The sequence below is a fragment of the Verrucomicrobiota bacterium JB022 genome (genome assembly GCA_030673845.1).
Classification (GTDB): Bacteria; Verrucomicrobiota; Verrucomicrobiia; order Opitutales; family Oceanipulchritudinaceae; genus WOUP01.
The window spans coordinates 40001-59084 of record JAUTCQ010000013.1 but is presented as its reverse complement, the minus strand read 5'-3'; the positions used below and the strand labels follow the sequence as shown (position 1 = coordinate 59084).

14 protein-coding genes and 1 tRNA gene are annotated in these 19084 nt (G+C 63.6%); 9 read left to right on the top strand and 6 right to left on the bottom strand.

Going from position 1 to position 19084, the window contains the following annotated elements; all coding sequences use genetic code 11:
• Positions 1-63 precede the first annotated feature (63 nt).
• The 3 genes from Q7P63_09070 (at position 64) to Q7P63_09060 (ending at position 4641) form a co-directional block, all read left to right on the top strand.
• Positions 64-2325, top strand: coding sequence for a S8 family serine peptidase (locus Q7P63_09070; GenBank protein ID MDP0500235.1), 2262 nt, complete (start codon positions 64-66; stop codon positions 2323-2325).
• Between the two features lie 121 nt (positions 2326-2446).
• Positions 2447-2761 carry a DUF4212 domain-containing protein gene (locus Q7P63_09065; GenBank protein ID MDP0500234.1) on the top strand — a complete coding sequence of 105 codons (315 nt, stop codon included), beginning with the start codon at positions 2447-2449 and terminating at the stop codon, positions 2759-2761.
• Entirely contained in the window at positions 2758-4641 is a 1884-nt protein-coding gene (locus Q7P63_09060; GenBank protein MDP0500233.1) for a sodium:solute symporter family protein, read from the top strand. Before Q7P63_09065 ends, Q7P63_09060 begins: the two co-directional genes overlap by 4 nt.
• A gap of 158 nt (positions 4642-4799) precedes the next feature.
• Here Q7P63_09060 and Q7P63_09055 read toward each other — a convergent pair.
• Positions 4800-4877, bottom strand: a tRNA-Pro gene (locus Q7P63_09055).
• Between the two features lie 106 nt (positions 4878-4983).
• On the opposite strand from Q7P63_09055, the gene Q7P63_09050 reads away from it, so the two are divergent.
• Both Q7P63_09050 and Q7P63_09045 read left to right on the top strand, forming a co-directional pair.
• The gene (locus tag Q7P63_09050) at positions 4984-5691 is read left to right on the top strand and encodes a LysM domain-containing protein (GenBank protein ID MDP0500232.1); all 708 of its coding nucleotides are present in this window, start codon (positions 4984-4986) and stop codon (positions 5689-5691) included.
• Positions 5692-5748: 57 nt separating this feature from the next.
• Positions 5749-6354: an NUDIX hydrolase gene (locus Q7P63_09045; GenBank protein ID MDP0500231.1), complete on the top strand. Its 606-nt coding sequence runs from the start codon at positions 5749-5751 to the stop codon at positions 6352-6354.
• Here Q7P63_09045 and Q7P63_09040 read toward each other — a convergent pair.
• The 4 genes from Q7P63_09040 to pdxH form a co-directional block, all read right to left on the bottom strand.
• Complete coding sequence (locus Q7P63_09040) at positions 6321-6698, bottom strand: transcriptional repressor (protein MDP0500230.1); 378 nt, start codon at positions 6696-6698, stop codon at positions 6321-6323. The two genes, Q7P63_09045 and Q7P63_09040, sit on opposite strands and share 34 nt — an antisense overlap.
• A 122-nt stretch (positions 6699-6820) precedes the next feature.
• The gene (sixA, locus tag Q7P63_09035; GenBank protein ID MDP0500229.1) at positions 6821-7318 is read right to left on the bottom strand and encodes a phosphohistidine phosphatase SixA; all 498 of its coding nucleotides are present in this window, start codon (positions 7316-7318) and stop codon (positions 6821-6823) included.
• Complete coding sequence (locus Q7P63_09030; protein ID MDP0500228.1) at positions 7315-8145, bottom strand: histidinol-phosphatase; 831 nt, start codon at positions 8143-8145, stop codon at positions 7315-7317. The genes sixA and Q7P63_09030 overlap by 4 nt, the downstream gene beginning before the upstream one ends.
• 95 nt (positions 8146-8240) lie before the next feature.
• On the bottom strand, positions 8241-8885 hold the full coding sequence (gene pdxH, locus Q7P63_09025) for a pyridoxamine 5'-phosphate oxidase (protein ID MDP0500227.1): 645 nt from the start codon (positions 8883-8885) through the stop codon (positions 8241-8243).
• 122 nt (positions 8886-9007) lie between these two features.
• Between pdxH and Q7P63_09020 the strand changes: the two genes are divergently transcribed.
• The 3 genes from Q7P63_09020 to Q7P63_09010 all read left to right on the top strand — a co-directional run bounded on the left by Q7P63_09020 (position 9008) and on the right by Q7P63_09010 (position 15096).
• Entirely contained in the window at positions 9008-10267 is a 1260-nt protein-coding gene (locus Q7P63_09020) for a diaminopimelate decarboxylase (protein MDP0500226.1), read from the top strand.
• Positions 10268-10279: 12 nt separating this feature from the next.
• The gene (locus Q7P63_09015) at positions 10280-11830 is read left to right on the top strand and encodes a PLP-dependent transferase (GenBank protein MDP0500225.1); all 1551 of its coding nucleotides are present in this window, start codon (positions 10280-10282) and stop codon (positions 11828-11830) included.
• 206 nt (positions 11831-12036) lie between these two features.
• Entirely contained in the window at positions 12037-15096 is a 3060-nt protein-coding gene (locus Q7P63_09010; GenBank protein MDP0500224.1) for an ATP-binding protein, read from the top strand.
• A 4-nt stretch (positions 15097-15100) separates the two neighbouring features.
• Here the strand turns inward: Q7P63_09010 and Q7P63_09005 are convergent, their stop codons facing one another.
• Positions 15101-16378, bottom strand: a complete 1278-nt coding sequence (locus tag Q7P63_09005; protein ID MDP0500223.1) for an MFS transporter — start codon at positions 16376-16378, stop codon at positions 15101-15103.
• Between the two features lie 160 nt (positions 16379-16538).
• Here Q7P63_09005 and Q7P63_09000 point away from each other — a divergent pair, with 160 nt between their 5' ends.
• Positions 16539-18848 carry a response regulator gene (locus Q7P63_09000; GenBank protein MDP0500222.1) on the top strand — a complete coding sequence of 770 codons (2310 nt, stop codon included), beginning with the start codon at positions 16539-16541 and terminating at the stop codon, positions 18846-18848.
• Positions 18849-19084: the final 236 nt, after the last annotated feature.

The following is a 19084-nucleotide window of genomic DNA, read 5'->3' as shown; positions in this document are numbered from 1 at the left end:
TTTTACATCTGCGCGGTCATCGTTTTGCGCAAGGTTAGGCAGGATAGGCCGTATAACCTTAGGATGAAGCAGCGCACGCGTTCCCTTCTCGGCGGCCTCACCATTGGGGTGGCCTTGGCCCCGGCTTGGGCGGCCCCGAGGAAAATGGCCGGGCCTGGCGATTTCGTGCCCGCCTTCGTCAACGGCGACAAGGCGTGGTTTCAGGATGCGATGCAAGACTACCACGGCCCCGATCGGCAGGGGGGCGACGGGCCTCAAGGGCGGGTGGATTTTGCGCTGGTCGCAATGTGCCACGAGTGGGCCAACTTCAAGGCGACCCATCCCGGGCAGCCTTTCGCGAGCGAATTCCGAACCTTGCCCGTGCAGGGCGAGCGCATCCTGGTGGAGATTGCCTGCGAGCCGGGGGCGGACCGTGCCGCGATGGAAGCCTACCTGCGCGCTGAGGGGAGCGAAGAGGTTGAATGGCATGGGCAGACCGCGACCGCCTGGCTGCCTTTCCAGAAGGTAGGGCAGGCGGCCGAACGCTCGGAGATCCGTTTCATGCGTCCGGCTTACCGCACGACGTTCAGCGGCTTGGTCACTACGCAGGGGGATAAGGCGTTGCGCGCGCCGCAGGCAAGAGCGCAGGCTCCCGGCTTTACCGGCGCGGGCATCCGCGTGGGCACGCTTTCGGACAGCTTTGGCCGAGCCAGCGCGGCGACTTCCGCCGCAGTCGATGCGGCCAATGACGACCTGCCACAGGGGGTGCTCGTCTTGAAAGACTACGGTGGCGTGGGCTCCGACGAGGGGCGTGCGATGATGCAGATCGTGCACGACATCGCGCCGGGGGCCGAGCAGGTCTTCCACACCGCCTACAATGGGCAGGCCGATTTCGCCGAAGGTATCCGCCGCCTGGCTGAAGCAGGTTGCTCGATCATCGTCGACGACGTGTTTTACTTTGCCGAACCCTTTTTCCAGAACGGGCTGATCGCCCAAGCGGTGAACGAGGTGGCCGCGCAGGGCGTGCTCTACTTCAGCGCGGCGGGCAATTCCGGCGACAGGGGCTACGACGCGGCCTTCGCGCCTGCACGCTCCGCCGGGGTCAGCGGGGGAAGCCTGCACGATTTCAACCCCGGTGGTGCGCAGGATACCTTGTTGCAGGTTACGATCCCGGTGGGTGAGTCCGTGAGCTTTGTCCTGCAGTGGGACGATCCCTTTTACAGCGTTTCCGGCGCTCCGGGCGCGGCGACCGATCTCGATTTATTGGTCCTGGGCTCCGGTCGGGGCCAAAACCGGATTTTGACGGCCTCCCTCAGCAACAACGTGGGAGGCGACCCGGTCGAAATCGTCAGCTTGAGCAACGACGGGAGCATCGACGTAGACGGGAAGGCAGGGGCCGACACGGTCTTTAACCTCGCGATCGAGCTTTTTGCCGGAGTCGCGCCGGAGCGCATGAAGCTGATCTACTTCGACCAAGCTTCCAGCGTGACCCTCGACGAGTATACGGAAGGGGGCTCGACCTTGGTCGGCCACGCCAACACGACCGGAGCCATCGCGGTGGGCGCGTCGGCCTACTTTTATACGCCCGCCTACGGCGTGACGCCGCCGCGGCTCAACAGTTACTCCTCGGTCGGAGGGACTCCTCTGGTCATTGCCGACGACGGAACCCGTCTGGCGGTGCCGCTGGAGACCCGGCAGCCCTGCATCACGGCCCCAGATGGCGGCAATACCACCTTTTTTGGGCAAGACTTGAGTTCCGCCTACCCGGCGGAGACGGATTCCTATCCCAATTTCTTCGGCACTTCGGCGGCAGCCCCACACGTGGCGGCGGTGGCAGCCCTGATGTTGGAAAAGGCGGGTGGGCCGGGGTCGCTGATACCGAAAGAGGTGGTCGACCTCTTGCAGGCGACGGCGTGGGATATGGGGGAGGCCGGGTTCGACCTGTCCTCGGGTGCGGGGCTCGTCAATGCGGAGGCAGCGTTGTCGGCGACGCCCCTCAGCTACACGACCTGGAGCCGGCTTACGTTGGGTGAAGAGCGTCTGCCGCCGGGGGAGGATACAGACGGCGACGGCAAGCCGAACGCGGTCGAATACCTCATCGGCACGGATCCTTTGATCGCCGACGCCGTTGCGCCGCTTAAACTTGAGCTGGACGCTACCGGCGGAGGTACCTTGACGGTGCCGCTGGCGCCAGAGGCAGATACCAGCCTGGCCATTGTAGAGAGCAGTTTCGACTTGGTTGACTGGCAGCCGCTCCCCACGATGGTGGTCGGGGAGCGCTTGGAGGCGGCAATTGAGCCTGCCGAGACGCCAGTATTTTACCGGTTGCGGGTGCGGATCGACTGATTCGAGACGGCGCATGGCATTAGGAGCGTTGGTAAAGGGCTGACGGGCTGGCTTTTGCCTTGAGTGGAGCTAATGGAGGTTGTTAGCATCACTTAACTCCTACTCCAAGTTACCTCAGTATATGCAAGACCCCACGCATACCGCCGCCGCGCGGGAGGTGCTCCGTAGCTATTGGCAGAAGAACATTGCCCTCATGTCCGTCCTGTTGGCGGTGTGGGCGTTCGTCGGCCTGGGCTGTGGCGTCCTCTTCGCCGATTGGTTGAATCAATTCAAGCTTTTGGGCACGGGCTATCCGCTCGGCTTCTGGTTTGCCCAGCAAGGCTCTATCGTCACCTTTGTGTTCCTGATCCTGATCTACGCCGTCGCGATGAACCGGATCGAGCGCAAGCACAAGGCCGAGCTGCTGGCCCTGCAGGCGCAGGAGGGCGGTCAATGAGCGTCAAGATCTGGACCTTCCTCTTTGTCGGGGCGAGCTTCGCCCTCTACCTGGGCATCGCCTGGCTCTGTCGAGTGCGCGACACCAAGGGCTTTTACGTGGCAGGCGGCGGCGTTCCGGCCTCCGCCAACGGCATGGCGACGGCGGCCGACTGGATGAGTGCGGCCTCCTTCATCTCGATGGCGGGCCTCGTCTCGACCATGGGCTACGCGGGTGGCGTCTACCTGATGGGGTGGACGGGCGGCTTTGTGCTGCTGGCCCTGCTGCTGGCGCCCTATTTGCGCAAATTCGGCCGCTTTACGGTGCCGGACTTCGTGGGCGACCGCTTCCCGGCGGGGATCGACGCGCCGGGCAATACGGTGTGGAACCGCATCGCCAATAACCCGGCGCGCGTCATCGCGGTATTCTGCGCCCTCTTCGTCAGCTTTACCTACGTGGCCGGCCAGATGCGCGGGGTGGGGGTGGTCTTCAGCCGCTTTCTGGAGGTCGACGTCAACACCGGCGTCGTCATCGGCATGGTGATCGTCTTCATTTATGCGACGCTTGGGGGCATGAAGGGCATCACCTGGACGCAGGTCGCGCAGTACTGGGTGCTGATCACAGCCTTCCTCGTGCCCGCTATCGCCATCTCCTTCAAGCTGACGGGCAATCCGTTCCCACAGGCGGGCTTGGGCGACAAGCTGCTGGAAAGGGGAATGCCGCTGCTGGAAAAACTCGACCAGGTGCAGCGAGACCTTGGTTTCGGCTCCTATACGGAGCCCTTTGTCGGCAGTTGGGACAAGGTGAACGTCTTCCTGGTCGCGCTGGCCCTTATGACGGGCACTGCCGGCTTGCCGCACGTGATCGTACGCTTTTACACCGTGAAGTCGCCCTCGGCGGCGCGCTGGAGCGGTTTTTACGCCCTGCTCTTCATCGCGTTCCTCTACCTCACCGCGCCAGCCATCGCCGGTTTTGCCCGCTACTACATGCTGGAGAGCCTGAACGGCCAGCGGCAGGAGCAGTTGCCCACCTGGTTTGAAAGCTGGGAGCAGACGGGGTTGATCCTGTGGCTCGATGACGGCGACGGCCTCGTGCGCTATTCTGCGGGCGACGAAAATGAGATTTTCCGTCGCGGCAGCCTGGGTGAAGGTGAGCTGCGCCACATTTATACCAATCACCAGCTCTACCTCGATACCAATGGTGAGCGTGGGGTCGACGGGCGGGCCAAGTTGCGTTCGCTGGGCCTCAACGGCCCCGACCAGGACATCATTGTGCTGGCGACGCCCGAAATGGCCAACCTCTCGGGCTGGATCATCGCCTTTGTGGCGGCAGGAGGTCTCGCGGCGGCACTTTCGACCGCGAGCGGCCTGCTGCTGGTTATCTCCTCATCGGTGGCGCACGATTTGTTTTACCGGACGCTGGCACCCGGGGCCTCGGAGAAAATGCGCCTGCTCGTAGGACGGGGCGTGATCGGGATTGCGGTGGTCATCGCCGGCCTTTTCGGGATCTACCCGCCCGGCTTTGTCAGCCAGGTGGTGGCATTTGCCTTCGGTCTGGCGGCGGCCAGCTTCTTCCCGACCATCGTACTCGGCATTTTCAGCCGGCGCGTGGGCACCATCCCGGCCATCTGCGGGATGCTCACGGGCATCAGCTTCACGGCCTACTACATCATTTCGGTCGTCTTCTTCGGCATGGAGAAGTGGACCTTCGGCGTGGTGGAAAACGGGATCAACCCGCAAGGTATCGGCGCAATCGGCATGGTGCTGAACTTCGTCGTCACCCTCGTGCTTACGCCCTTCACGCCCCGTCCGTCGGAAGAAGTGGTGGCGCTGATCGACGGCGTGCGCGAGCCCGAAGGCTTCTCCCCCGCCACCGACATCGAAGGGGCGATGGAGCACTAAGGACAACCCGAAATCGCCGCTTTATCAGCCCGGGTAGCGATCACGCGCCCGGGTTTCTCTGTGTCGCCCAATCCACTTTGGATACGCGGCAAGCCTTGAGTAGTACCTGGTTTGAAAATCTGTTTCTTCCAGGACGGAATCTCCCTCCGGAGAAAAATTGGTCGGGGCGACAGGATTCGAACCTGCGACCCTCTGCTCCCAAAGCAGATGCGCTAGCCAGACTGCGCTACGCCCCGATCAAAACGCCATCTTCGTGCAACTGGGTGGAAAGTCAATGGCGGATGTGCCATCGGTGTTGGTTCTCGCTTGCGTGAGGGCGCGGGGGTGCTAATCTGAAGGCCCATGGAGGATTTTGACGATAAGCCACTGAATCCGCTTACGCCGGACGACGAGCCGGAAGAGCGCGCTGCCGAAGGCGGCTCGAAGCTGTTGGTCGTTGCCATGTTGCTGGCGCTGGGCGGCTTGGCTACCGGGGTAGCAGGCATCGTCATGGCCAACCAGGCGGGGCAGGAAGCGAAAACTTTGCGCGCGCAGATCGAGGCGCTGGGCAACCCTTCGCAGGAGCTGCAGACGCGTTTCGACGATCTCGACAACCGAGTGGTGACGCTGGGCAGCGAGATCGTGAAGCTGGGCCGGACCGATCGCCAGTTGCGCGACGGCATGCAGGCTGCCATCGACGGCATCACGCGCGACATCCAGGAGCAGCGCAACACGATGGGCCAGCTTGCCGGCAACATGAATACGCTCAATCAGGGTGTTTCGGAGATGCGCACCAGCGGTGGCAGCAGCCGCTCGACCCCTTCCACCAGTAGCACCGCAGGCACTTCCTCCACCCGCCCGAGCCCGACGACTGCTTCCGGTTCGTCCGAGACGGCCACGGGCAGCACAGGCGAGTCGACTGGCGGCACCTACACGGTGGTGGCGGGTGACAATTACTACCGCATCGCGCGCAAGACCAACACCACGGTCGAGCAGATCGCGGCGGCAAACCCAGGTGTGGATCCCACCAAGCTGAAGGTAGATCAAAAGCTGAACCTGCCGGTGCAGTAGCGGGCAGAGGTGTCATCGCCATAGACATTCGCGAAACAGGCCTTAGGTTGGGGGGTGATGAAACCGTCCACGCCGCTGCCTTCCGCGCCGCCCTCCTGGCTCCAGACTCATGATGCGCTCCATGCGGAGTGCCGCGTCTGCCGTGTCTATCGGCGGGGGTTCCGGCATCCAGTGCGTGAGACGGAGGGCGATTTTTTCGTTTTCGACATGCCCGACTGGGTGGTGGCGCTGCCGGTAACGCGCGACCGCAAGGTGGTGCTGGTGCAGCAGTTCCGCTTTGGCATGAACGCGCTTACCTGGGAGTTCCCCGCCGGGTTGATCGACCCGGGTGAGGCACCCATGGTGGCCGCGCAGCGGGAGTTACGCGAAGAAACGGGCTATGCGGGCCCGCAGGCGCGTTACCTGGGCGAAGGCTGGCCCAACCCGGCGCTGCAAAACAATCGCTGCCACTTCGTGCTGGTGGAAGAGGCGGAGAAGGCGATGGATGCTGCGTGGGAGCCTTTTGAGGAGCTGGCGGTGGTCGCATTGCCGCTCGATGAGCTGTGGCAGTGGTTCCAGGAGGGCAAAATCCGCCATGCCTTGGCCTATCAGGCCATGCTGCTGCTGATGCAGGCGCTCGACTGGTGGCCTCAGGCCAGCTCGGCATCCGGGCCGCGCCCGTAACAGATCAGCTGCGCCTCTCGCAGGGTAAACCCGACCGGAAGCTCGGGCGAGAGGCGGTCTGCGGGTACGCTCAGCGTGTAAACGCGGTCGGTGGCTTCGCAGATAAAGAGGTGGGCACGTTGGGCTTGCGGCAGCTGGTAGCGAGGAGTGCCGCCCGGGATGTCCACCACTTGAAGTTCGTTTTGTTCAACGAGGCTCTTGATATTGCGGTAGACGGTCGCGATGCCCAGTTTGGGGACGTCGGCGCTGGCGATCTCCAGGACTTCCTTTGGCCCCAGCGGGCGTTGTGCCTGGAGGAATGCCTGCTTGATGGCCGCGCGCTGTCGAGTGTCACGCTGTTGCATCGAAGATTTTTCGTAAAGGAGTTTGTAAAATTTCCCTTACAAAGTGCGCGTCGAGAGCGCCTGTCAATGCTGTTTTCGTGTCTCGCCTCAGCGCCCTCATGCAGTTTGCATGAGAGGATTTTCTAGAAGTCGCTCCGGTAGTGCGCAGGGGTGATCATCCAACGGAAGCTGGCCGAGCCACGCAGGGGCTGCCCGGGGCCAGCGTGCACTTCCAGGCACATCAGGCCTGCTTTTTTGAAGCGGACGGAGAAGGCGGAGAAGCTGCCGGTGAGCAGCCAGGCCGCCAGCAGGCTGAGAAAGGGGTTGTGGCTGACGATGAGCGTGGGGCTGGTGACCATCTGCAGTTTGGCCTCCAGGGCGCGCGGATCGTCCTCCGGCGTGATCCCGTCTATCGCCTGCAGTTTGGGCAGCCCACCGCCGTGCGCGTGGACCAGCAGCTCGGCCGTTTCGCGGGCGCGGACGTAAGGGCTGTGCCAGATCGCACCGACATCGAGCAGGTGCTGGCACTGCAGGTATTGGCCGAGCGCGAGGGAATCTTCGCGGCCCTTGTGCGTCAGTTGGCGCTGCGGATCGGGTGCGAGGTCGACGGCTTCGGCGTGGCGGAGGAGGTAAAGGATCATGCGTCGGGGGAGGTGGGGAGGGGTGTCCAGGATTCGAGCGGCATGGCGATGCGCTGGCCGTCTTCGAAGTAGTGCAGGTGGTGGATACCCTTGCTCCGCAGCAGCTCGACGACTTCATCGAAGTGCTGGCCCAGTTGCTCCGGCGCGTGCGAGTCGGAACCGATGGTAAAGGGGATGCCCAGCTCGGCCGCCCAGGTCATGATGATGGGGTCGGGGTGGACGACGTAGTCGCCCTTGATCAGGCCACTGGTGTTGACTTCGAGGCACACGTCGGCGCGCTTCACCGTCTCCAGAAACTGGCGGATGTCTTTTTCGAAGAGCTGGGGCAGGAAGGTGCCGCGCAGCGTGCCGTAGAGGCGGATGACGTCGGGGTGCGAGAGGCTGTGGTAGCGCCCGCTGAGCGCTCCGACGGAGAGGTGGGCGAAGTAGGTGGGGATGATCTCCTCGTCGAACTTCTTGCCCCTGTCGTTGAGCCAGTCGCGGTAGGCGGGCAGGTGGTGGTGGAGGGAGCCGAGGATGAAGTCGAAGGGGTAGCTTTGCAGCACCTCGTCCATCTGGTTCATTTCTCCGGCGTCGGGAAAGACTTCGGCTTCGATCCCGGTCAACACCTTGATGCCGCGCTCGGCGCCCAGCTCGCGGGCCTGGTCGACCCACTTGAGGTATTCCGGCAGCTGGTCGCGGCGCATGCGGATGCCGCTGCCCCCAAACTTGCGGTTCTCCATCGGGATGTGGCAGGTGAAGGTGAGCAGGTTGAGCTGCTGGGCCTGCGCCCGTTCGATGAATTCCTGGGGCGTCCCGCGCGCGTGCCCGCAGAGCGGGGTGTGCATATGACAGTCGAACCGCATGCAGGCGCTTATCTCATGGAAATGGCCGGAGACTGTAAACGATGTTCTGGGTCTGCCGGGGGATTTTTACACATTGCTCAAGGTGCCAAACGGGAGATGGCCCAGTTGCCCCCATCCTCACGTTGATAGAGGAAGCGGTCGTGCAGGCGGTGGGCGCCGCCTTGCCAGAATTCGAAGCTCTGGGGCACCACGCGGTACCCGCCCCAGAAGTCGGGCAGGGGCACTTCGCCTTGGGCAAATTTGGCCTTCAGCTCGGCCAGCTTGCCTTCGAGCAGGCTGCGGGAGCTGATGACCTTGCTTTGCGGGCTGGCCCAGGCGCCAAGGCGGCTGCCGAGCGGGCGCTTGATGAAATACTTCATCACTTCGCCGCGGCTGAGGACTTCCGCCGTGCCGTTGATGCTGACCTGGCGCTGCAGGGGCAGCCAGGTGAAGAGCAGGGAGACGCGGGGGTTGTGCGCCAGCTGGTCGGCCTTGCGGCTGCCGAGGTTGGTGTAAAAGACGAGGCCGCGCTCATCGAGTTCTTTGAGGAGCACCGTGCGGGTGTAGGGCTGGCCGTCGGCGTCGACGGTGGCGACGGTCATCGCATTGGGCTCGAGCAGCCCGGCCGCTTCCGCCTGTTCGAGCCATTGCCGGAAAAAGGGCAGGGGCTGGTCGCTCAGGTCTTGGCGCTCCAGAGAGTAGGCGCCGTATTCTTGCCGCATGTCGTGCAGATCCTTGGCCATGGGCATGAGATAGGGGCTGGGGCGGCAAAGGTCAATCGGCGTGGCGGGGGGTATCCAATATTCCGAGGGTGCGGGCCCTACTCCCCGCTTGACCCGGCGAGACCGCACGGCAGATTGGGCGCATGAGCGATTGGCAGCCCTTTCTTGGCTATTCGGAGGCCCGTCAACTGGCCGAAGCGCACGGTACGCCCGTCTATGTCTACGACGAGCAGCGACTGCGGGCGCAGGCGGCAAAAGTGCTGGGCTTCCCGCACGCCTTTGGCCTCACGGCCCGTTTCGCGGTCAAGGCCTGCCCCACGCTGGCGGTGATCGAGCTCTTCCACCAGCTTGGGCTGCACTTCGATGCCAGCAGCGGCTACGAAGTCCAGCGGCTGATGCGCGCGGGCGTGCCGGCCTCGCATATCTCGCTTTCGACCCAGGAGCTGCCGGATAATTTTGCCGAATACGTGCGCCAGGGGCTCAAGGTCAACGCCTGCTCGCTGAACCAGCTCGAGCGCTTTGGCCAGGCTTTCCCCGGTGGCCGCGTGGGCCTGCGGGTGAATCCCGGCCTCGGCTCGGGCCACGTTAACCGTACGAATGTGGGCGGCCCGGCCTCCAGCTTTGGCGTCTGGCATGCGCAGCTCGACCGCGCGGTCGAGATTGCGGCGCGCCACAACCTCACGATCGAGCGCCTGCACAGCCACATTGGCTCGGGCACCGACCCGGAGGTGTGGGAGCGCGTGGTGGAGCTGAATCTCGAGATCGTGCGTCGCCTCCCGGCGGTGGAATCGGTCAACCTCGGCGGCGGCTACAAGGTGGCGCGTATCCCGAGTGAAAAGACGACCGACCTGCAGGTGATCGGTGCACGGGTGAAGGGCCGCTTCGAAGCTTTTGCCCAGGAGACGGGTCGCCAGTTGAAGCTGGAAGTCGAGCCCGGCACCTACCTGGTTGCCACCGCCGGCGCGCTGCTCTCGCGCGTGCAGGATATTGTGGATACGGGCGCGGAGGGCTATCGCTTCCTCAAGCTCGACACGGGCATGACGGAGATCCTGCGCCCTTCGCTCTATGGCGCACAGCACCGCATGGAGCTGCTGACGGCAGAGCCGCGTGCGGCCGAGGCGGACTACATTCTGGTAGGCCACTGCTGCGAATCGGGCGATATCCTGACGCCCGCACCGGGCGACGCCGAGGCGCTGCAGCCCCGTCGCCTGCCCGAGGCTCAGGTGGGAGATTTTGTGCTGATCCGCGACACGGGGGCGTATTGCGCCGCCATGCCGTCGAAGAACTACAACAGCTTCCCGGAAGCTCCGGAAGTCATGTGCCGCAGCGACGGCAGCTTTGCGCTGGTCCGCCGCCGGCAGACGCTGGAGCAAATGCTGGCCAACGAGGTTTCACTCGCCTAAAGTCATACTGCTTTGCCTTACCGCCCCTTTAACGCCGATGCCATGGGGAAGCACTTCCCCTTGGGCGACTCGATCACCGGCAGCCCGCACAGCGTAACGGTCAGCCTGCCCACCGCCGCCGATGTCATCGGCTACGAAGAGAAAGACCCGCGCGTATTGCAGGCCATGGAAAGCGGCTACCCCCGCTTCATCATCCACCCGATGATCCGCCGCTGGCGGGCCGAGGTGTGGCGCGATCTGGGCTGGGGCGAGCGGGCGGGCTTTGGCCTCGCGACCGAGCAGGCGGTGCGCGAGTGGACGGAGTTTGTGGGCGAAGTGGCCAAAGGGGCCGATGTGGCCGAAGTCGATGGGGCGTGGTGGGTGTGCCTGCCGCGCGGGGCCGGTCAAGATGCAGTCCGCCGCGCGCGCGCCTTCCTCGTGCACACAGGCTGCGGGGTCAGCTCGCGCCAGGCCGAGGCGGCGCTGGTGGCGCGCGGGCTGGAGGAGCCTTATGCGGAGGCACGCCTGGAGGCTCCGGCGATGGTGGCCGATGCCAAGGTCCGGGGCTATCTTTCGGTGCTCTATGGCGCGGAGGTGGAAGATATCTACCTGTGCCGCAGTGGCATGAATGCCTTTTACGCCGGTTTCCGTGCCTTGCGTGCGGTGGCGGCCAAGGAGGGGCGCGATCTGTGGATCCAGCTGGGCTGGCTGTATGTGGACACGACGCGCCTGCTGGAGGAATACTCGCCGCGCTATCAGCAGCCGGAGAAGGTGTTGCGCGTCGACAGCCTCGACGCGCTGGAAGCGTTGATGCGCGAGCGGGGCCGCCGGGTGGCTGGCATCGTGACCGAGGCCCCCACCAACCCGCTGGTGCAGACGCCCGACCTGCCGTGGTTGCGCGCCCTGGCCGACCAGTATGGCGCGGCGCTGGTGCTCGATCCTTCGCTGGCGAGCCCCGTCAACATGCACCTCTTCCCGTATGCGGACCTGCACGTCAACAGCCTCACGAAGTATGCTTCGCCGGATGGGGACGTGATGATCGGCGTGCTGGCGGTCAACCCGTCCTCGCGCTTTTACGAGGGCGTGTCGGCGCTGGTCGACCGGCATCGTTGCGCGCCCTTCTGGGCCGATCTGCAGCGTCTGGCCTTTGAGATCGACCGCTTTGAAGACACCGTGGAGCAGGTAAACGCCAATACGCGAGAGGTGGTGGCCTGGCTGGAAAAGCAGCCGGAGGTCAAGGCGGTCTACTGGGCGGGGCAGGCGGCTTGCGTGGAGCATTTCGAGCGCCTGGGGCGCGACGGACGTGCGCCAGGCCCGGGTGCGATCATCTCCTTTGTCCTCCATACGCCATGGCAGGATTTTTACGACCGGTTGGCCATGCCGAAGACGCCGAGTTTTGGCGCGAGCTTCTCCATGATCTGCCCTTTTATCTACCTGGCCCACTACGACCTGGTGTCAGACCCTCAGGGGCGACATGAGCTGGATCGTGCAGGTCTGGCGCCGGATTTACTCCGTTTGTCGGTAGGGACGGAGCCGGTCGAGGAGATCATCAAAGTGCTGGAAAAGGCTCTGCGTACGAGATAAGTGCTAGACTAGCGAGGACTTAAGTGATCATATGGCGCCGCTGTCTGCGTGCTTATGCTCATCTCGCTGAGGCTGTTTTTCTCCCTGCTGCTTTTTAGTTCTACCGGTGCGTTGCTCGATGTCGCGCAGCCGCCTGTTTTGTGTGGCGAAACTGGGTTGGGAGGCTGGCCCCGATGAGGCTGAGGGAGGTCCTGAAGGGGCACAGCATGCGTTGGAACCTGCTGGGCCCGTTGATCCTGATCAGCGTTTTGCTGACGATTCCAGGTTTCTGGGTGGTAAACCGGGTCCTGACCAGCCAGTTGAAGAACGAGATGGCGCTGCGGGGAGATTTCCTCGTCCATGCGCTGGCGACGGCGGCGGGCACGATGTCGGTCCCGGAGAATTTCTCCAGCTTTGTCGACACCACCGGCGAGGTGCAGGATGTGCGCCTGATCCTGATTGTGCGGGGGCAGGACGGCATGATCGTCGGCGGGACGCGCCCGGAATGGGTGGGCGTCAAGGTCAGGGATCTGCCGCCGGGTGCGGTCAGCGATGCCCTGGGCGCGGCGGAGCGCAGCGGCTGGGTGGCGTCTTCGGTTTATCTGCCGGAGCGGCGGCTGGAATATGTGGAGCCGGTCGAGCTGATCCAGCCGGATGCGATCATCGGGCCGGAGGGCGGGGCGGTGATCCTGCAGCTGGATACCGCTTCGCTGGAAGCGGGGGCGGCCCGGATCGTGCGTGTGGTGGGCGTGGGGCGGACGATCCTCTTCCTGGTGGTGATGCTGTGGCTGGCGGGCCATCTGGAGCGGACCTTGATCAGCCCGATTTCCCAGGTGGTGCGGACGGTGCGGCGACAGGCGGGGGGCGACCCTAGTGCACGGGTCGACCTGACGCGCAAGGATGAGCTGGGCGAGCTGGGTTCGAACCTCAACCGTATGTTGACGACCCTCAACGAGCAGACCGAGGTGGCGCAGCGCAGCGCAGCCCGTTTTCTGACCGTGTTCGAGCATTCAACCAGTGGCATCGTCTTGCTCGACCAGGTAGAGATTTTCGATTCCAACCGCGCCGCGCTGCTGCTGTTGCGCTGTGAGCGCAAGAGCAACCTTTCCGGGCAGGCCTGGGCGAACCTCGCCCCGGAGTTTCAGCCCGACGGCCGGGCTTCGCACGACAAGTTTCGTGAGCTGATGGAGCTGGCGCGCGTGCAGGGCTCCTGTCGCTCGGAGTGTCTGTTGCAACGCATGGACGGGTCCTCGTTTGTGGCCGATGCCACGCTGACCTCGATCTACATCGACGAGCGCGACGGCTTTTTGCTGATGTTCCACGACATCACGCCCTACAAGGAGGCGCAGGCGGAGTTGCGACGGAGCAAGGCGGCCGTCGAGCAGGCCTTGCGTGAGCTGTCGCGGCATAAATACGCGCTCGACCAGCACGCCATCGTGGCGGTGACGGATGCCAATGGCGTGATCACCTACGCCAATGAACTCTTTTGCGAGCACAGCGGCTTTCGGCAGGATGAGTTGCTGGGGCAGACGCATGCACTGCTCAAAAGCGGGGTGCATCCGCCCGAGTTTTACATCGGCATGTGGAATGTCATCGCGGCCGGCAATGTGTGGCGGGGCGAGATCTGCAACCGGGCCAAAGACGGGCGCCTGCACTGGATGCAGTGTACCATCGTGCCGTTCAAGGATGCCGACGGTCGGATCGACCGCTACGTTGCCATTCGCTCCGACATCACGGAGCGCAAGGAGGCGGAAGCGGTCATGCGCAAGGCGAAGGAAGCGGCGGAGGCGGCCGACCGCGCCAAAAGCGTGTTCCTCGCCACCATGAGCCACGAGATCCGTACGCCCATGAACGGCGTGATCGGCATGGCGCAGCTGCTCTCGCGCACGCCTTTGAGTGAGGAGCAACGGGAGTTTGTGCGCACGATCGAGGTCTGCGGCACTTCACTGATCAGCCTGATCAACGACATCCTCGACTTTTCCAAAATCGAGGCGGGCAAGCTGGAGCTGGAGGCTGTCACCTTCGACGTGCGGCAGTGTGTGGAGGAATCGCTGGATCTGGTGGTGCCGCTGGCGGTGGAAAAGGGCCTGGAGCTGGCACTGATCTTCGACCCGCGCGTGCCGCCGGCGGTGGTGGGCGACATGAACCGGATGCGCCAGGTGTTGTTCAACCTGCTGAGCAATGCGATCAAGTTTACGCAGGAGGGCGAGGTTGTCGTGCGGATCTGGACGGAGGCCGACTTGCGAGACGCCGACCACGTGCGCCTGCACTGCGCCGTCTCCGATACCGGGATCGGCATCCCCCGCGATCGGCGCGACCGCCTGTTCCGCCCCTTTAGCCAGATCGACGCCGGGACGGCACGGCAATATGGCGGGACGGGCCTCGGCCTGGCGATCTGCGACCGGCTGGTGCGCATGATGGAGGGCAGCATCCAGGTCGAAAGCGAAGAGGGGCGCGGCGCCACTTTTTCCTTCGACGTACGGGTGCGCCGGGTGGCGGGTTTTCGTGCACCGGTTCTCGACCTGGGGCGCGCCAGCGGTCTGCGCTGGAACATTGCCGAGCCCAACCTCGCGCAGCGTGAATCCTTGCGCATGATCCTGGAGCCTGTAGGCTTGAATTACGGGTTCTATAGTAATCTGCCCGAAGTTTTGGCGGAAGACGAAGCCTGGCTCCTGGAGCGGTGTTTAGCGGAAAAGAATATCCGCCATGTGTATCGTGAAAATCATGACGCTCGACAGGCCAAAGTGGCTTACATAGGCTACTTTAAACCTGGCTTACAAATATCCCCTCGCGAAATCATGATTCAGAAACCTTTCAAGGCCGGCCACGTGCTCAACAGTCTCCGTCGTTTGGCGGAGGATGGCGGCGCGACCGGTGGTCTGCCTTCGGAGCGGACGGCCCACGATGCCGCCCCCGCTTTGGCCTCCTTGCGCGTGCTGGTGGCGGATGACAACCAGGTGAACCAGAAGGTGATCTCCCTGATGCTGCGCCGGCGCGGTTGCGAGGCTTCCGTGGTTTCCAATGGCCGCGAGGTGCTGGAGCGCCTGGAGCAGGACAGCTTTGACGTGCTGTTGCTCGACGTGCAAATGCCGGTGCTCGACGGCTATGAAACCGCAGCCCTGCTGCGTCGCGACCCACGTTGGGCGGAGCTGCCCATCATCGCGGTGACGGCAGGTGCGATGAAGGGCGACCGCGAAAAGGCGATCGAAGCCGGCATGGACGACTATCTCGCCAAGCCCATCACCGAGGAATCGCTCGGCAAGGTGCTGGAGCGGGTGCTCGGGTAGGCGTTTACGCCGCTGCGACCGGCCGGGGTGCGCGCCAGAGCAGCACGAGGCCGATAATGAAGAGGATCCCGACCGCCAGCGCGCCCCAGCGTTGCTCGCCGGAGAGCGTGGCAAAGCCGCCCATCAGCAGCGGCCCCATGATCGCACCGCCTTTGCCCAGCATATTATAGAAGCCGAAGCATCCGCCGATGTGCGTCTCCGGCACCACGTTGGCGAGGTAGGAGCGGCTGAGCGCCTGCAGCCCCCCTTGCACGATGCCGATCAGCACCGCCAGGATGTAGACCGAGCCGACCTGGAAGCCAAATAGATCCACCGGCACGGGCGAGAGGCGGAAGCTGTAGAGCGTGACCCCGAGGTAGACGAGGATACAGCCGGTAATCAGCAGGCGCGGCGGCATCTTTTGGCCGAGGAAGCCGAGCAGCACCGCGCAGGGCACGCCCACGAATTGCACCAGGATGATCGCCATCATCAAATCCTGCGAAGCGATGCCCGCGCCCTCAGCGTAGGTCGCCGTCATGTTGGTGAGCGTATTCGCCCCATCGGTATAAAAGAAGTAGGCCAGCAGGAAGATCGCTGTCGTGGGGGTTGCGCGCAGAAAGCCGACCGTGCTGCGCAGCTCGCGCCAGGTGTGCCCAATGGCGGCGCGGATACCGTCGCGATGTTCCGAGGCCGCGCGCTCCGGCACCCACAGGATCAGCGGCAGCGTGAAGACGAGCCACCAGAGCGCCACGGTTATATAAGACACCTTCACCGCTCCCGCTGCGTCGAGCCCCAGCAGTTCCGGCTTTTGCACCAGCACAAATTGGGCGATGAGCAACATGACGCTGCCCAGGTAGCCCAGCGAAAAGCCCAGGCCGGAGACGAAGTGCCGGTTTTCGCGCGTCGACACCTCCGTCAGCAAGGCATCGTAGCATACGAGGCTGCCAAAGAAACCCAGCGAAGCGAGCAGGCGCATCCCGAGTGCCCATTCCCACGCCCCTGCGGGCACTGCCGCGAGGCCAGCGGTGGCGACAATACCCAGCGTGGCCGTGCCCAGCAGGCATTTCTTTTTCAGCCGCCCGCCCTCGATCACTGCGCCCAGCAGGGGGGCAAGGATCGCGACGGCGATGCTGGAGACCGTTACGCTAAGTGCGACCCACCAGAGCCCTTGCTCCTTGGGGCCATCGTACCAGTAGCTGGTAAAGAAGGGCCCGTAGAAGATCACGAGGATCGAGAGGGCGAAGGCGGAGTTGGCCCAATCATAGAGGGCCCAGGCCCAGGCGGATTTCGGGAGCGCGCGCATGGGCTTCACGCTGAGAGAAGCCCGGAGGCGAGGCAACGCTGCGCAAAGAGAAAGTGGAGCGTTTGGAAGCGCTTTTCAGCTTTCACCTCCGCAGGAATCATGCTATTCTTTTCATACTTTGTCTGAGGTTAATGGCAGGCCGGGATCGGACTTTAGAGTCTTGGTCGCCGAAGACGACGCTGTATTGCGCAAGACCATCGCTCTTGGCTTGAGGGGGCGCGGGTTTAATGTTGCGCAGGCGGAGACCGGCGACGAGGCACTGGAGCGGTTTCGGGGCGAAGATTTCGATGCCGTGCTGCTCGACGCCATCATCCCCCGCGTCGACGGATTCGAAGTCTGCCGCCGCCTGCGCGAAAAGGAAAAAGGGCGCGGCATCCCCATCCTGATCATCACCGGTCTCGACGATTCGGCTGCCGTGCGCCGCGCCTACGACGCCGGGGCGACCGATTTTATCCCCAAGCCCCTGCGCCTCGGTATCCTGCGCGAGCGCCTGCGCGGCCTGATCGAAGCCAGCCACCTGGAGGAGCGCCTGCGCAACAAGCGGCTGCAGTTCGACGCCATCTTCAAGTCGATCCCCTCCGCCATCATTTTTTCGCGCCTCGACCAGAGCATCCTGCTGGTCAATCCCGCCTTCTCCCGCCACTTCGGCTACCGCTCCGATGAGGTGATCAACCGCAAGGCAGGCATGCTCTACGACGACGACCGCGTCTTTCGTGAGCACGAAGGCTCATGGCAGCGCGAAATCAACGCCGGCACCACCACTACTTATAAAGTAGCCTACCGTCGGGCCGACGACTCGATCTTTATCGGCGAGACCACCGTCATTCTGGTGACAGACGACGCGGGCGGCATGATCGGCTGGCTCCGCATCGTGGAAGACATTACCGGGCGCCTTGAGCGCGAGCGCGCCATTGCCGAGCGCACCGCAGAGCTGCAGGCAGTGACGGAGCACGCGCCAGAGATGATTGCCCGCCTCGATACCCGGGGCCGCTTCCTCTTCGTCAACCGCGTGGTGGGCGACTTTTTCCGCCGCCAACCCGCCGAGTTTGAAGGCTGCACCGGGCAGGAACTCCAGCTCGACGCCCCCTGGGATACCGTGTGGAGCGAGCAGTGCCAGCTTGTGCGCGAGCGCCGGGAGCGCCAGCTCAAGGAAGTCGTGGTCGGCGAGGAAGACCGCCAGCGCGTCTATCAAGCCCTCTTCGCGCCCGAGCGCCACGAAGACGGCGCCGTGACGACGGTCATCGCCTTCATCCGCGATGTGACCGCGCAAAAGCAAGTCGAGCGTATCCGCATCCAGGCCGACCGCCTCGACACCCTCGGCGTGCTCGCTGGCGGCGTGGCCCACGACTTCAATAACATCATCGGTGCCCTCATCAGTAGCCTGGCCCTGATCCGCGAAAGCGTCAAAAACTCCCCCGCCGCCACCTACCTCGACGATTGCCGCGGCGCGCTCGACCAGGCCCGCTACCTCTCCCGCCAGCTCATTACCTTTGCCCAAGGCGGCGAAGAACCGATCAAGGCCCCTCTCGACGTGCGCCGCCTCGTCAAGGAAGTCGGCCAGTTCACAATCCGCAACCGCCTCCTGCGCCTGAAGCACCACTGCGAAGAAGACATCTGGCCGGGCGACGCCGACAGCGGCCAGATCGTGCAAGTGCTCAGCAATCTCTTTATTAATGCCGAGCAGGCGATGCCCAATGGCGGCCGCATCGAGACCCGCCTCTCCAACTGCATCCTGGGGGAAGACAACAACCTCACCCTCCCTGCCGGGCGCTACCTCAAGCTGGAGATCGTGGACAACGGCCCCGGCATTCCCCCTCACATCCTCGATCGCGTCTTCGACCCCTACTTTACCACCAAGCGAGAAGGCAGCGGCCTCGGGCTCGCCACCACCTATGCGATCATGAAGCGGCATGGTGGCCTCATCAGTGTCCGCTCGCAAATAGGGGAAGGGGCCACCTTCGTCTGTTACCTGCCCGCCGCCGTGCCCCTCGCGCCGCCGGAGAATGAGCCCGAAGCGCCGGCCGCCGCCGAAGAGACGCTCGAAGACCCCGTCGCGCTGCCCGATGAAAGCGCCCCCCGCGTGCTGCTGATGGAAGATCAACCCATTATCCGACGCGGTCTCGCCCGCCTGCTGGCTCCCGCCGGCTACAAAGTCATCCCCACCGCCAGCGGCGAAGAAGCGCTCAAAGCCTTTCAGGAAGCCGAGAAACAAGGCCGCCCCATCAACCTCGTGATCCTCGACATGGCAGTGGTCGAAGGAATGGGAGGCCTGGAAGTCATCCAACAGCTGCGACTTTCCTACCCGCAGCTGCCCGCCATCGTCACCAGCGGCCTCTGGGACGACCCTGTAATGCGGGAGCCAGAGCGCTTCGGCTTCAACGCCGCGCTCTGCAAGCCCTACAACAAGGCTGAAATCATCGAAGTGATCGCCCGATTGCAGGATCGAGAGGTAGAAGCAAGTGGCTCATGATCAGCATCTTGTGACGAAGTTTTGAAATTTGTCACAAAAGTACTTGCACACAGCCCGTTAGTACGGTGTCTTCTGCCTTCCGATTTCGAGAGCACTTCGCTCTCACTGTTCTTTTCCAAACGAAAAATTCTCAGAAAGTTGAAAAACATTCTTGACGAAAGATTGAGAATCCGATGTGGTGATCATCTTTCCGTTCTTTAGAAAGTCTTTCACGAGGATTTCATCCTGAAGCCGCT